The sequence below is a fragment of the uncultured Gemella sp. genome (genome assembly GCF_963529685.1).
In the GTDB taxonomy this organism is placed as follows: Bacteria; Bacillota; Bacilli; order Staphylococcales; family Gemellaceae; genus Gemella.
This window is the reverse complement of the sequence record NZ_CAUSAI010000020.1, coordinates 1-15,526: the sequence shown is the minus strand read 5'-3', so window position 1 is coordinate 15,526 and position 15,526 is coordinate 1. Positions and strand designations below refer to the sequence as shown.

Annotated in this window: 11 protein-coding genes; 7 read left to right on the top strand and 4 right to left on the bottom strand. The window is 29.1% G+C overall.

Going from position 1 to position 15,526, the window contains the following annotated elements; all coding sequences use genetic code 11:
- Positions 1-6 precede the first annotated feature (6 nt).
- Both RWS90_RS04420 and srtB read left to right on the top strand, forming a co-directional pair.
- Positions 7-330 carry a heavy metal-binding domain-containing protein gene (locus RWS90_RS04420; protein ID WP_314548996.1) on the top strand — a complete coding sequence of 108 codons (324 nt, stop codon included), beginning with the start codon at positions 7-9 and terminating at the stop codon, positions 328-330.
- Positions 331-430: 100 nt separating this feature from the next.
- A complete protein-coding gene (gene srtB / locus RWS90_RS04415) occupies positions 431-1,228 on the top strand; it encodes a class B sortase, LPKTxAVK-specific (protein ID WP_314548994.1) in 798 nt (265 codons plus the stop codon).
- 51 nt (positions 1,229-1,279) lie between these two features.
- Here the strand turns inward: srtB and RWS90_RS04410 are convergent, their stop codons facing one another.
- From RWS90_RS04410 to pcp, 3 genes are all read right to left on the bottom strand, one after another.
- On the bottom strand, positions 1,280-2,659 hold the full coding sequence (locus tag RWS90_RS04410) for an MATE family efflux transporter (RefSeq protein ID WP_314548993.1): 1,380 nt from the start codon (positions 2,657-2,659) through the stop codon (positions 1,280-1,282).
- A 12-nt stretch (positions 2,660-2,671) separates the two neighbouring features.
- Complete coding sequence (locus RWS90_RS04405; RefSeq protein ID WP_314548990.1) at positions 2,672-3,076, bottom strand: MarR family winged helix-turn-helix transcriptional regulator; 405 nt, start codon at positions 3,074-3,076, stop codon at positions 2,672-2,674.
- A 323-nt stretch (positions 3,077-3,399) separates the two neighbouring features.
- On the bottom strand, positions 3,400-4,047 hold the full coding sequence (gene pcp, locus RWS90_RS04400) for a pyroglutamyl-peptidase I (protein ID WP_314548989.1): 648 nt from the start codon (positions 4,045-4,047) through the stop codon (positions 3,400-3,402).
- 210 nt (positions 4,048-4,257) lie between these two features.
- Between pcp and nrdG the strand changes: the two genes are divergently transcribed.
- The 5 genes from nrdG (at position 4,258) to RWS90_RS04375 (ending at position 13,929) form a co-directional block, all read left to right on the top strand.
- Positions 4,258-4,905: an anaerobic ribonucleoside-triphosphate reductase activating protein gene (gene nrdG / locus RWS90_RS04395; protein ID WP_314548987.1), complete on the top strand. Its 648-nt coding sequence runs from the start codon at positions 4,258-4,260 to the stop codon at positions 4,903-4,905.
- A gap of 123 nt (positions 4,906-5,028) precedes the next feature.
- Positions 5,029-7,179: a YhgE/Pip domain-containing protein gene (locus RWS90_RS04390; RefSeq protein WP_314548986.1), complete on the top strand. Its 2,151-nt coding sequence runs from the start codon at positions 5,029-5,031 to the stop codon at positions 7,177-7,179.
- A gap of 138 nt (positions 7,180-7,317) precedes the next feature.
- The gene (locus RWS90_RS04385; RefSeq protein ID WP_314548984.1) at positions 7,318-8,319 is read left to right on the top strand and encodes a glycosyltransferase family 2 protein; all 1,002 of its coding nucleotides are present in this window, start codon (positions 7,318-7,320) and stop codon (positions 8,317-8,319) included.
- 2 nt (positions 8,320-8,321) lie between these two features.
- Positions 8,322-10,346: a glycosyltransferase family 39 protein gene (locus RWS90_RS04380; RefSeq protein WP_314548982.1), complete on the top strand. Its 2,025-nt coding sequence runs from the start codon at positions 8,322-8,324 to the stop codon at positions 10,344-10,346.
- A gap of 685 nt (positions 10,347-11,031) precedes the next feature.
- Entirely contained in the window at positions 11,032-13,929 is a 2,898-nt protein-coding gene (locus tag RWS90_RS04375; RefSeq protein WP_314548979.1) for a Rib/alpha-like domain-containing protein, read from the top strand.
- Positions 13,930-15,290: 1,361 nt separating this feature from the next.
- Here RWS90_RS04375 and RWS90_RS04370 read toward each other — a convergent pair.
- Positions 15,291-15,526: thioredoxin family protein (locus RWS90_RS04370; RefSeq protein ID WP_314548977.1), on the bottom strand; the 236-nt coding region annotated here is incomplete at its 5' end.

Sequence of the window (15,526 nt, the reverse complement as noted above, 5' to 3'; positions counted from 1 at the left end):
TGTATTATGATAATCACAACAACAAATAATGTTCCAGGAATGGAAATAGTAGAATATAAAGGATTAGCTACAGGTGAAGTAGTAGCTGGGATTAATTTCATTAAAGATATAGGAGCAGGGCTTCGAAACTTTTTTGGTGGAAGAAGCCAAGGTTACGAAGATGAAATTATTCAAGCAAGAGCTGAAGCTTTAAAAGAGTTAGAAGCTCGTGCAGCAGCAATGGGAGCCAATGCGGTTATCGGAGTTAGAATAGACTTCGATGGACTAGGAAGCAACGGTAACAATATGCTTTTAGTTACAGCTACTGGAACAGCAGTTGTAGTAAGATAAAAAATTATATAAATTGTAAAATAAAAATAATAGAAAAATCTATTAAGATATTGTATAATGATAAACAGTTATTAAATTTTCAATAGAGAGGAAAAATATAATGAAAAAAGTATTTAATTTTAAAAAGCTTTTCTCTATTTTACTTTTAGCAATTGCTTTGGTAACATCTGCAGTATTTGTAGCAGGATGTAGTGATGATGACAGTTCAAGTACAAGCTCATCAAAAGCAACTTATAAAGTAAGTAAAGAAGACAAAGATTATTTATCAAAACGTTTTTCAGAGTTATCTAAGACTAATAATGAAACTGTAGCATATGTTTATGCACCAGGTACTCAGTTAGATGAACCAGTAGTTCAAACTAATGACAATGAAACATACTTAGATAAAACTTTTGAAGGTGGACATGTTCCTTATCTTGGTACTGTATTTATGGATATGGATAACAAAAAAGATTTCCATGACAGATTAACTTGGTTATTCGGGCATGCTCGTGGAAGTAAAGTTGGAGATCACCGTATGTTTAACGACGTTAACTACTACGATAAACAAGAATACATGGATAAACATAAATATGTAGTAATTGAAACTCCTGAGAGAAAATACTACTATGAAGCAGCATTCTTAACAATCGTACCAGAAACAACATCATTCTATCGTTTAGACTTTGAAAATGATGAAGATTTCTTAAACCAATTAACAAACGTTAAAAAAGATGCAGCTACTAAAAACGACAATGTAAAACTTAAAGGAAATGATAAGTACTTAGTATTATCTACTTGTCGTGAAGAAGATGAAACAATTCGTTCTAACCTATACCTTCGTTTAATTCCAGACAATGAAATGAACGATTTCTTAGAAAAACACAAAGACGAATTAAAATACGCACCAACAAGATAATATGTATAAAAAGCAATCTATTGACTAGTTCAGTAGATTGCTTTTATATATTTAAATTATATTTTTTCTAGGCATTAACTTAAATTCTCTAACTAGGAAGAATAAAGAAACAGAGAATGCACAAAGGTCTGTTATAGGTGTAGCATAGATTACTCCATTAATACCAAAGAAATGTGAAAGAATAAATAACATTGGTATTAGTACTATAAGCTGTTTAGTTAAAGCGATAGTGACACCAATCTTTGGTTTTCCTATTGCAGAGAAGAAAGTAGAGCTTGAAATATGAACACCATTGATAAATGTAAATAACAAGAAGAATCTCATATACTTAACTGCAAACTCAAAGTAAAGTTCATTACCATTACCAAATAGACTAACAATTTGTTTAGGAAAAATCTCAAAGATTAAGAAGAATGTAATTGAGATAATCATTGCATACTTCATGGTATATCTCATTGTAGTACGAACTCGCTCGTATTTTTTAGCTCCGTAATTATATCCGAAAATTGGTTGAGCTCCTTGAATTAATCCAATAATAATAGCTATAAATATTATATAAATTTTAGCTACGATTCCAGCTACAGCTATAGGAATATCATTTCCGTACACAGAATTAGTACCGTGAATATTTAGCAAATTGTTTGTTACTATTTGAGCTATCATATTAGAACCTTGGAAAACAAATGAGGGCATTCCGAAACCTGCAGCAACTTTTAATAAACGTATCTTAGGGATGAAGTCTTGCTTAGTAAATTTAACACTTTTAAATTTTAGAAAATATAAAACAAGAATTAAAGCAGATAAGAATTGACTTATTACTGTAGCCCAAGCAGATCCAGCGATTCCCCAACCGAATCCAAAAATAAAAATTGGATTAAGAATAGTATTAAGTACAGCACCAAAAATAATAGCAAACATAGAGTATTTTGGACTATTATCTGAACGAACAATTGGATTAGTACTAATTGATATTAAAAGGAATGGAATTCCTAATGACGATATACTTGCAAATGTCATCGCGTATTCTAAGATTTCATCAGTAGATCCAAATGCGTACATAAGTGGTTTTAAGAATATATGTACTAAAATTGTAATAATAATACCTATAATAAATAATGAAGATACTGCAGTGCCAACTACAGATTTCGCTTTTTCAGGATTTCCTCGCCCAAGTTCTAGATTAAAGTTTGAGGTAGCGCCGATTCCTATCATTAAACCTATAGCTAAGCAAATAATTGTAAGAGGAAAGACGACATTTGTTGCCGCATTACCTAAGTAACCAACACCTTGACCGATAAAAATCTGGTCAATTACACTATACATCGCATTAATAATATTAGCGGTAATTGCAGGCCAAGCAAATGATGTAAGTAATTTTTTTATAGGTTTTGTGCCTAGCGGATTTTCTATATAATTTTGTGTTTTTTCCATTTGATTTCCTCCTTAAGTTATTTTATTCAATAGTGTAAAGAAAGTAGAAATTTCTTTTTCAGTTAAGTTTTTAAGAACTTCTTTTTCAGCTGTGTTTAGCAGATTAGAGTAAGTTGATAAGACTTCTTTTCCTACTTCGGTTAAATATAGTGTAAAAGAACGTCTATCTTTCACTCCACGTTTTCTAATAACAAAATTTTGTTTTTCTAGTGCATCGATATTACGTCCAACAATATTTCTATCTTTTCTATGTATTTCAGCGAGTTGAGCTTGAGTTAATCCTTCATTTTCTGAAATGTAGATAAGAGTAATGAAATGCCCGTGTGTAATACCGATCTCAGCTAGAGGTTGTTTAGTATAATTTCTCATATTTTCTAAAAGTGTAATAAGCTTATATCCCAACGCATCTTTTAACATAATTTCACCACCTAAAATAATATAGCTAATATATTATATACTTAGTATACTACTTTGTCAATAAAAAAAGAAAGGGAATGGCTCAAAAATAATGATTTCAAGGAAACAAGATTTTGTAGAGTCACTTCCTGCAGTAGTTTATTAGATATCTGAAAAGCTTTTATAAAGTGAATTCAGATATCAATAAACCACTGTGCCTATGAGTTTTTCTATAAACTTTGTTAAATTTTAGGACTTTTTGGCTCTCCTCTTTCTTTCATTGTTTTCCTATTTGTTAATGAAAATTAAATTTAATTTGAATTAATATAGAACTTTAATAATAATTAATGTTCTAGACCACCCGTTACTTTTGTATCTTCTTTATCATAATAAGTCACAGCAGTTTTTATTATTAATTCTAAAGCAACGATAATATCTTCTTTTTTCATATAAGGCATGTTAGGTTTGTTTGTAACCTGTTCTTCAATATAAGGGATATGAATAAATCCAGCTTTAATATTTGGATATTTTTTTGAAGTTAGATATAAAGATTCATACATAATATGATTGCAAACAAAAGTCCCGGCAGTATTAGAAATAGCAGAAGGGATATTATTTTTATTTAATTCATCAACAATAGCCTTTATTGGTAGTGTGGAAAAATATGCATTCTCACCATCTTTTCTTATAGTTTCATCAATAGGGCTATTTCCACTATTATCTGGGATTCTAGCGTCATCAATATTAATAGCGATGCGTTCAGGTGTAATTTTACTTCTTCCTCCAGCTTGCCCAACGCAGATTACTATATTAGGAGAAAATGATTTTATATTTTCTTCTAAAACCTGTGAACTATCTTTAAAGACTGTAGGTAGGGTAATTTTCTTAATTTCTATATTATCAATATTATCTGGCAAGCTATTAACACATAAATTAGAGGGGTTAATACTCTCTCCTCCAAATTTATCAAAACCAGTTATTAATACTCTCATAAAGCACCTCGTAATTTTTAAAAAATATATTGTAATAATTAACTTAATAATATTCTATGGTAATTATCACATCTCAATTAATTAAATTTTTAAATTATAATAATTATAAAACAGTTTAGAAAATTTGAAAATAGCATTTTTATAATTTTAGGAGATAAATTGTAATTCATTTTTAAAAGTGATATTATATGAATATAAGGGGTGAGGATTTTGTCTAGAGAAGAAAAATTAAGAACAATTATTAGAACGATAGATAATTCAGAATACAGTGCTACTAAGAAAACTACTAATAAAAAGTGTATGATGAGAACATTTAAAGAAGCCAATGACACTTGGCTAGCTGAAGCTTATTCTAAGAAAAAATATGCTGATTATAAACCATTTCAATTTGTTGATGGAGAGGGAGTAAGATGTTCAATTTACTTAAGTGGTTGCTTATTCGCTTGTAAAGAATGTTTTAACGAAAGTATTCAAAACTTTAATGCTGGACAATTATATACAAAAGAAATAGAAGATCAAATAATACGAGATTTAAGTAATTCATATGTACAAGGACTAACAATTTTAGGAGGAGAGCCGTTCCTTAATACTCAGGTAGCTAGAACGTTAGCTAAAAGAGTTAGAGATGAGTTCGGTTCAACAAAAGATATCTGGGTATATAGTGGCTACACATATGAACAACTCCTAAACGGTAGTGAGGACAAAAAAGAATTACTAAGTTTGTGTGATGTATTGGTAGATGGACCTTTTATGATTTTTCTAAAAGACTTAAGTCTTAGATTTAGAGGAAGTAGTAACCAAAGAATTATAGATTTAAAAAATTCTAGTAGAGATAATGTAGTACTGTATATGGAGTAAGTTTGAGAGTGACGACAGTACTTTAATTATAAGTTATTTTATGCTATAATAATAAAGTCGATGATTAGGGATATAATATATCTCTAATTATTTTATTTAGAAGCTATAGAGAGGAGAAAAAAATTGAAAAATATTATAGAGATTTTTAGAAATGATATAAAAGAAGTATTTAGAAAAACTAATACGTGGATAATTATAGTAGGATTAATATTATTACCATCAATGTATGCATGGCCGAATATACTATCTTCATGGGATCCGTATGGACATACTAATAATATAAAGGTTGCTGTAACCTCAGAAGATGCTGGTGCTACTGTTGATGGAAAAGATTTAAACTTAGGTAATAGTTTAGTTGAAGGATTGAAAAACAATAAAAATCTCGATTGGCAGTTTGTCTCTAATAAACAAGAAGCTGAGGATGGAGTAAGAATAGGTGACTATTATGCGAGTATAGTAGTTCCAAAAAATTTCAGTCAAGATATGACATCGGTTAGTAGAACAGAACCCCAAAGGGCGATTATCGAGTACACAGTAAATGAGAAAATAAATGCGATTAGCCCAAAAATCACTAATAGCGGAGCTTCGGCAATAGCTAATAATATTAGTAAAAACTTTGTAGAAACAGCTAATGGAATAATTTTTGAAAAACTGCATGAAGCAGGTATTAAATTTGAGGAAAACTTACCTTCAATAGAAAGGGCTAAACAGGAAATCTTTAAATTAAATGATAATTTTTCTACATATGAACAAGCTGTAAGTGAGTTAATTGCTAAGGTAGAGCATGGTTCAAATGTTTTGAATAATGTTCAAAATATTTTACCAGAAATAGATAGAGTGGCGACTAATAGTATTATGCTAGCTGATAAGGCTGGAATTACTATTAATAATATTCAGGGATTCAACGAAAGATTATTACCGATTATTAATAATCATCTTAATGTTGTAGAGGAAGTATCTAAAGAAGCTAATGTTATAGCAAAAGAAATCCAACAAAAACCAGATAAAACAGAAGAGATAAAAGTTAGACAAAAGGCTTTAGATAGCAGACTTCAAGCGAGTGGAGAGAGACTACAACTTGTGAAGAATATTTTTGAATATTTTAATAATCTATCAAATGAAAGATTATTAAATAGTCAACTTGAGAGAGTAACGACTTTATTGAATGATATTACGAAGATAAAAGAAGTAAATAATAATATCTATAATAAAATGGATTATTATGATGAAATAGCAGATACTGTAAAAGTTGAATTTGTGAATAAATCTGCTAAAGTCAACGAAGTTTCAACAAATATAAATTCTAAATTGAATGATGAGATAGCTCCATTGATTTCGCAAGTGCTAAATAAGGCTGAAGTGAATATAGATAAGGTGAGTGGTATAATTGCTCATGCTCAAGGAGAACTTCCTACGGTCGAGAGGAAGTTATCAGAAGCGGAAATAAAGATAAACAATGCTTATGGGAGATTATTATTATTGCAAGCACAAATACCATCTGCAAAAAGTAAAATTCAAAAGCTGACAGATGAAATCAAAAAAGCAGACGGAAAAATAGATAAAAATCAACTGCTTAATTTATTAAAAGTTGATTATAAGAAACAAGCAGAATTTTTCGCAAATCCTGTTAAACTTCAGGAGAATAAACTTTATCACATAGAAAACTACGGTTCAGCGATGACACCATTCTATACAGTTCTTTCTATTTGGGTTGGTTCGTTACTAATGTCTTCGTTACTGACTACTAAAGTAGAAGATGAAGAGAAAAAATATAAACCATATGAAAAATATTTTGGTAGAGGATTATTGTTTGTGATTATATCGTTATTTCAAACATTAATAATTACATTAGGGGATATGTATGTTCTCGGAACACAAGCAACATCACCATATAGATTTGTAATTTATTCATTATTAATTTCACTACTGTTTTCTTCTATTATTTATACGATAGTTTGTATTTTAGGAAATGTAGGGAAAGCTGTTTGTATAGTATTATTAGTATTACAATTAGGAAGTTCAGGAGGAACATTCCCAATTCAAATGACATCAGAATTTTTCCAAGCGTTATATCCAAAAGTACCATTTACATATTCTATAGGATTACTACGTGAAGCGGTAGGTGGTGTACATATTCCAGCGGTAGAGCGTGATATAAAAATATTATTTATCTATCTAATTATCGTTCTTGTAGGAGGAGCAATTCTAGTCAGTTTAAAAGCACGTTCAGAAAAATTAAGTAGAGAAAGAGAACGTTCTAAGTTATTCTTGTAAAATTTATAGATTATCAGTAGAAATTATGTAGTTTAATTTGATAAATTACTTAATTTCTACTTTTCTCATAGGAAATGAAAAATAATATTTTTTGTGATATAATTAAAGGATAAAACCTTAAAATATAGAGGATAAATTATGGTTAAAACATTAGATAGAACAAAAGACATATTTTTAGATACAATGCTTTTGGGAAATGAAATATTAACGAAAAAAATAAAAACAACTAATAAAACAAAAATTACAGTAGTCTTAGCTGCATATAGAAGTGTAAGCAGATTAGAAAGTGTAATAGAAGACTTATTTAAACAAAGTTTTCAAGAATTCGAAGTGATAGTAGTTGATGACCTTTCAGATTCTGAGATAGAAGAAGCGGTTGCTGGTGTCGATAATAACAAAATAAACTATATAAAAAAACAGTTAGGATCCAATTCTTCAGCTAAAAACTGTGCGTTAGAATTTGCTAAAGGTGAATATGTGGTTTTTGTTGAAGAAAACTCTAAATTAAAATCAACGTATTTAGAATTATTATTCGACGAAATTTCTCAAAAAAATCTTGATATAGCAATGCTGACAAGAGTCGGTTACCCTAGTATTCTAGATGGGAGAATTTCATCGGGTCAGAAATATTTAGTAGAAGAAATTAAAAGGTTGAAAAGTGATTTAAACTACAATATAACTGCTTGTATATTTAAGAAGAAATTTTTAGATATTTATAATGTAAGATTTCAAGAGGATATGTTAGCATTGGAGAACTTGTATTTTAAATTACGTGTCTTTGATGTAGCAGGAAAAGTTAGTCAAATAGCAAAAATAGGTTATAAAGATTTAGAAGAAAATAAATCTGTAAGAAATAATGCGATGGTTGAAGCTTCAACAAGAAGAATAATGATTGCATTTAATAAAATAGAAGAATTTAAACAGGATAAAAAGTATGAAGATAGTTTAAATTTACTATGTGGATATTTACTTTTTGATGTGCTTAGAATGCATGAAAATATGTCCGAGGAAATAGAAATTTTAGAGTTAATAAGATCTAGAAAAGATTATTTTGACAGTGATACCTTTATTAATAAAACGATGATAGCAATGTCTCCGATAGTGTTTGCTAATCATCTTAACAGAAAGGATAGGAGATAGTTATGAGGCGAATATTACATAATGTGTTTTCATATGCATTTATAGCTTTATTCACAATAGCTTTGACCTGGGCATATGTAGCACCTTTTGTATATGAAAGAATATTAAATCCATTGGCACTACTTTTAGGAGTACCTGTGGTTTTTATACTGTTTATTTACGCAGTGAAAAAAGTTTTAGCAACAGACGAAGTCGGATTAAAAAAATATAATAAAATTATAATATTAGTTTATGTGATTTTCCAGGCAATTATTTTATCTATGGATACACTAAACTTTTCGGATGGTGCAGAGATAGAAAATGAAGCCCACTATATGCTAAACTACGGAAAATTCTCTGGTGAAAGATATTTCTTAGTTTATCCGAATAATATAACACCTACTATAATACTTTACTGGATATATCGTATAGCTGCATTTTTACATATATCAGAAGTGTGGATTTTACACATATTCTGTTTCTTAGTAACAACAGCAACAATATTCTTAACTTATAAAACTGCTGGAAAATTGCTAACAAAACAAAAACAAACAATAATTTTTGGGCTAATGATTTTATACATACCATTTCAAATGTATAGTTTATTCTATTATTCAGATACTCTAATGGTAATTATGGTAGCCTTAATAATATATGTTCTTATTCCATCAGATGGTAGTTTCATCTTTAGAACGAAGCATATTGTGACAGTGGCTATTTTGGTGGCATTTGCGTGGAATTTAAGATCTAATATCATTATTATCTTACCGGCATTAATTGTGTACTTACTATTTTTTAAATGGTATAAGAATTTAATTTTATTACTGGTAACCTTTGGAATTGCATTTGTCTTCTTTGGTAAAGGCTTTGACATGCTTTGGGCACACTATGGTTTTTGGAAAGACGATGGTTATAGATTCCCAATGTTACATTGGGTAATGATGGGAATGAGTATTCAAGGTGGAAGTTATAACTGGCAAGATTTCCAATTTACTTACCTTAGTCAGAATAAGATGACTGATGATCTGGGCTTATTCTTTAATAGGGTGACTCACAGACCATTTTTCCTTAATTTACTTATGATAGTTCTTAAAATAAGAGGTAATTGGAGTGATGGAACAATAAACTACACTAACGGGACACGTGCATTAAGAGATGGAGATGGATTCTTATGGCAATTGTTCTATGGAAGTGATAATAGTTTCTTCATATATATTTCTCAAATGATGTATGTCGTAATTTTATTCGGAATGGTTTATTACATTTATAAACGTAGAAAAGAGTATATAACATCATGTTTCTTATTTCAAATTATAATTTTTGGAGTATTTATGTTCCATTTAATTTGGGAAGCCAAACCAAGATATGTTTATGCATGGATGCCAATAATCTTTATTTTAGGTGCGAAAGGGTTAATACTCTTTGCTGAAAGATATGAGACTTTAATATTTGATAAGTACAAGAAAAAACTTTATATTGCTTTTGGGGTAGTATTTGCTCTTCAAGTAGGAAGTGATAGTTTCTTAAGACCATCTTATTCGATGAACTTAGACTATGATTCACGCGTAATTAATGGTATTAGTATTTATGCAACGGATAATTATTTAAGAGATGGAATAGTTAGGGTTAATAAAGATACAGAAGTAGAACAAACATTTAAAGCTAATCGTAGTTTTAATTATATTCGTGGATATATTTCATCTTATGATGAGAAAAACAATTCGAAGTATAAGGTGGAAATAATAGATAAAAAAGATAATAAGGTAGTACGAGAACATGAATTCATCTATCGTGAATTGTATTGGGAATTACCATTGCAGACGTACACGCTACGCTGGTATTTCGATGATTTACCAGCTGGTGATTATAGTGTGCGATTTTCACAAGTAGAAAGTGATAATAATGGTAGTATAGTTATTTCTAGTGTACCAAATGAAATGATTGATATGTACGAAGCGGGGAAATTATATATTAATGGTGCAGATCAAAATAAAAAAGATTTATCTTTACAAATAGGACATAGATATCAAAAACTTTGGTGGTACTAGCTATATACCAGAAACTTTAGAATCAATAAAAGAAAAGAGTTGAAGCAAAAACTCTAAACTTTACAAAATTTACATAAAAACTCATAGATGTAGTGGTTTATAAAAGCTTTTTAGATATCAATAAACTTTGCGGGAGTGACTCAACAAAATCTTGTTTCTTAGAAATCATGATTTTTGAGTCACTCCCTTTTTAATATCTCCAAGAAAAAATTTTAGCATTACTAGTAATAATTATTCATAATTTATAAGGAGTGTATAGATATAAATATTATAATATTATTTTTATAAATTAAACATAGTATCAGTTTGAAATTCTTGACAAACAAGTACTTAAAATTTAGAATATAATTAAGGGGATTTAAGCGAATTTATTAAGAAATATAGCATAAAAGGTTAGAGAGGTAGATTATATAAAATATATGGGAAATTTTATATGTTTTATTTCAAAAATATTTTTACTGATTTGAGATTTTTATGAATAGTTCGTTTTACAAAATAGGGAAATAATATTAAGATAATAACTTTTTAGATAATATAATATTTTGTTCATATTTTTTGAGAATATTATTTATCATGTTTAGTAAACAAGGTTAGTAAGAATTATTGAGTTTATTTTTTATTTTTATCTATAAAGTTAGTGTAGGAATTTATAAGTAGGAATTTATAAAGGAAGAGAGGGATTCCCATGGAAAATAAAAATAATGTATTAAAATATACGATAAAAAAATTTAGTGTTGGAACATTTTCAGTACTAGTAGGTGCATTTATATTTTTAGCAGCACCAGTTTTGGCAAGTGAGACGAATTCTAGCGAGAATATGCACAAGGAAAACAACGTTATAATAGATAAGGGAAATCATAACGAAAACAGCGCTTTTAAAAATATATCAAATGAAAAGAATATAGAAAAAAGTATTTCTGAAGATGTTAAGGTAAATGATTTAGCGAAGAAGAAAAGAGATTCGATAGAGAAAGATGTTTTGACAGATGGAAATAAAGGAGAAAAGTCGAGAGTTCGTAATGATAGGTCTGCTGTAGTAGAAAGAGAATCTAAAAAACGATTTGCTACAGATGAAGATCTTGTAAAAATTTCAAAAGGTTTAATAACAACAGAAGATTCAAAGATTGATAATTTACTTTTTGGAAAAAAACCGTTGAAGGCGAATGAAGATAGTGATGGGGATAATGTGAAAAATAGTCGTGAGATTTATACTTACGAAAAAGGCGGAAAAACATATTATGGTTACTATGGACATCCATTTTTAAAGGATACAGATGGAGATGGAGTAATAGATCATGACCAGAGTGATTTAAGTAAACCGGGAGATGATGATAATTTCAAGTGGTATGTTACCGATCGAGATATGGCTTTATTTATGAAATTATCGTATCGTGATGATAGCTATATTAAAAAAGTTTTAGATAAGGATTATCAGTGGACAAAGGCTGATAACATTGTTAAAGATGATTCGAAGGCCGAAAATAAATATGAACTTATGCATAATGAACTATCTCCATATTGGGAAGTCGACAAAACTTATCATTATGATAGTGGGCTTGATGCAGTATTATTTAAAACTAAAAGTGCACTATCAATTGGTCCAGATGGATTGGTTCATGTTTTAGCTATACGCGGAACTAAAGGTGGAAAAGATGTAGGTAATGATATAGTTGTTGCGTTTGGTCAAGATCCACAACAAGGTAAAGAAATTGAAGAAATAATAAAAGAAATTGGATTGAGAGAAGATATAAAGAACTTTTATATTACAGGGCATTCATTAGGAGGATACCTAACTCAACGTGCAGTAGTGAAGTTACATAAATTAGCAAATGAAGAAAATGGGTATTGGATAGAACCTGCGGCTAAGAAGTATAGAAATTTTTACAATAACGTTTTTAAAAAAGCTACAACGTTTAACGCTCCAAAAATTGTCGCATCTATTCTGAATAGAGATTTGTATAATAAGAGTATTTTGAGTAAACAGTTAGCTAAAGAAGGAAAAGTAAAGCATTATGGAATGAGTGGGGATAAGGTTGTAGGATTATTATACAATGATAAAGATGTTATGACCTATATAGAAAAAGGTGAACATAGTTCTAATGCGTATTTCTCATCAATACTAGATGACGACGATAACTTTAATGTTGGAGAAAGAACTGGAGTTACTGGTAAAGGAAAACAAAATCCAGTGTTGAAAACTCTGAAAATAGTAGAACCGACAACTGAACAAGTAAGAAAAATAGTAAATGAAAACATGAAAATTTCATTAAAAGACAAAAATCCATTAGAAATATTAGCATTAAATAAAATTTCTAGAGAAAAAGTTTTAGAAAAATTAAATTTAGATAATTTACCTAAAACAGCAACATTAAATATAAATATTCCTGAAGGAATACAACCGACAGCAACGACGTATACTTTAAATGTAACAGTAAATTATTTAGGGAAAACTATAAATACGAATTTAGGTGTATTGGTAAAAGTACTACCTAATTTCGAAGAGTTAAAATCAATCAAACAAGAGGCTTTTCGAGAAAGTGAAAAGAAAATAAATACAGATAATAAAAACTCAAAAATAAAAGCTAATTATAGTGCTAAAAAAGAAGAATTAAAAATAAAATTACAAAAAGCAGAAGAATTATTGAAAAATAGCAATGCTAAGCAAACCGATATAAGATTGCTAACTAAGGAACTAGAAACAGCGCTAGAAGAGTATAAAACAGTAGTACGTGATTTGAGATTAGACAAAACGTTATTAACAGATGAGATAACAAAAGCAACAAAAAAACTGGAAGTATTCAAAAATACAAATACTGCATTAAGCTCGTCTGAGGTGATAAATGAGTTTAATATTCGAAAAGGCAAATTATTAGATGACTATAATAATCTATTAAAAAAAGTAAAAGGTGAGCTTGATACAATAGAAACTTATGAAAAATTAGTGAAAGAAAAAGACAAGTTAGCTAATTTAGAAAAAGATATCGCATCAGTTTTATCTGTTTTAAATAAACAACAAAAAGATTATTATGAACCGATTGGGAAAATTTATGAAATATATGAAGGGGATACACCTAATGCAGAGTTTACTATTGAAAAAAATAATTTACCGATAAAAAGTATAATTTGGGAAAGGACCCCAGAAACTTCTAAATTCGGGACTAAAAAAGCAACAGTAAGGGTAGTGTATAGAGATGGTAGTTTTGATTTAGTAGATGTGAACATAGACATTAAAGCACTATATGGAGAGGTAACGACAAAAACGGAAGTAAAAACAATCCCGTTGAAAGTAATTTATAAAGAAGATAATACAAAGAATATAGGATATGTTAATACGATAGTGGGAACTGAAGGAAGAGTTGTAACCACTATAAAATCAAGATTAAATAAGAAAACAAATATCCTAGAAGAGATAGGTAGAGAAACAGTAACAACTAAAGCTGTTGATACAATAATAATAAGAGGAACTAAACCAAAAGTAGAAATTAAAAAACCTTCAAGTTTGATACGGTATGAAAAAAGATATAAGAATCGCAAAGTAGTTGAAAAACAGGAAAAGCATTATTCAAGAAAAAGAAGAGGATAGAATAATAATCATATAACATTGAATTAGAGAGATATGAGAAACAATAGATATTCTTGAAAGTGTTGGAAAAAGAAAGAGTAGCAAAGGTTTTTAATAAGGTTAAAGAGGTGCTAAAAATAATAAAATAGCCACCAGGATGATATCAATAGCTGCAAAATAGATTGTTGGATTGTAAAGTTAAAGTCAAATTAATTGACAATAAGAAAAGGGATGTGTTAGAATGTAATTAAGTGAATTGGATGAATATATTCACATATAAACACGAAAAGCAACTGAAATTCCGCTTCAGTTGCTTTTTTATATGTACTAGCACACTCATTTTAGTAAGCTAATATATATTCATACATGAAGTGATACATGCACGTCGTGCCTAAATACGACTACTTCTTCTTGTTGTTTTTATCATTTAGGAAATAAAAATATTCTATAAATAGGAGAATAACTCCTACAAATAGCCCAACAAGGATTTGGATGAATATATCAACCATATAAACACCTCCCTTCCGGGCAAGTAGCCTACTTTTATTATAGCACTATAAATCTCACAAGAAAAGATATTTTTATAATATTTAGAATTAAAATTATTTTTTTAAGATTATGTAAATAGAAGATAAAAGGTAATTCGAAATTTTGGAATTTTAAAAATATATAAGAATTCATAGGTGCAGTGGCTATTTACATCTAAATACATTTTATAAAAGTTTTTTTGATATCTAGTATACCACTGCGGAAAGTGACTCAACAAAATCTTGTTTTTCCTAAATCACGATTTTTGAATCGCATATCCTTCAAATTAATTGACAAGAAGAAAAGGTATGTGTTAGAATGTACTTAAGTGAATTGGATGAATATATTCACATATAAACACGAAAAGCAACTGAACCGGAATTTCAGTTGCTTTTTATATGTACTAGCACACTCATTTTAGTAAGCTAATATATATTCATACATGAAGTGATACATGCACGTCGTGCCTAAATACGACTACTTCTTCTTGTTGTTTTTATCATTTAGGAAATAAAAATATTCTATAAATAGGAGAATAACTCCTACAAATAGCCCAACAAGGATTTGGATGAATATATCAACCATATAAACACCTCCCTTCCGGGTAAGTAGCCTACTTTTATTATAGCACTATAAATCTCACAAGAAAAGATATTCTTGTAATATTTAGAATTAAAATTATTTTTTTAAGATTATGTAAATAAAAGATAAAAGGTGATCCTAAATCTAAGGATTTTAAAAAAATCATATAAAACACATAGACGTGGTGGTTTATTGATATCTAAATTCTTTTTGTTATTAAAACTTTTTAGATATCTAATAAACTGTGTGGGGTCGACATCTCTTTTTTGTTGCTATTTCATTCTATCGCTCACACTACTTATTTTTTCTAGTATTTCATCTAGACTGAAGTAGCCACTTTTTTGGATAGATAGTCTTCCTTCGATATATACTTCTACAGTTGGTGCTGAGAGAATACCACGTTGTGCAGCGATTTCCATATTTTCTTCTAGTGAAATGTAGTATGCTATAACTTCTTTGTGATCTTCTTGCCACGTAGTAATTCTGTTTTTTATTGAGTGACATGGCA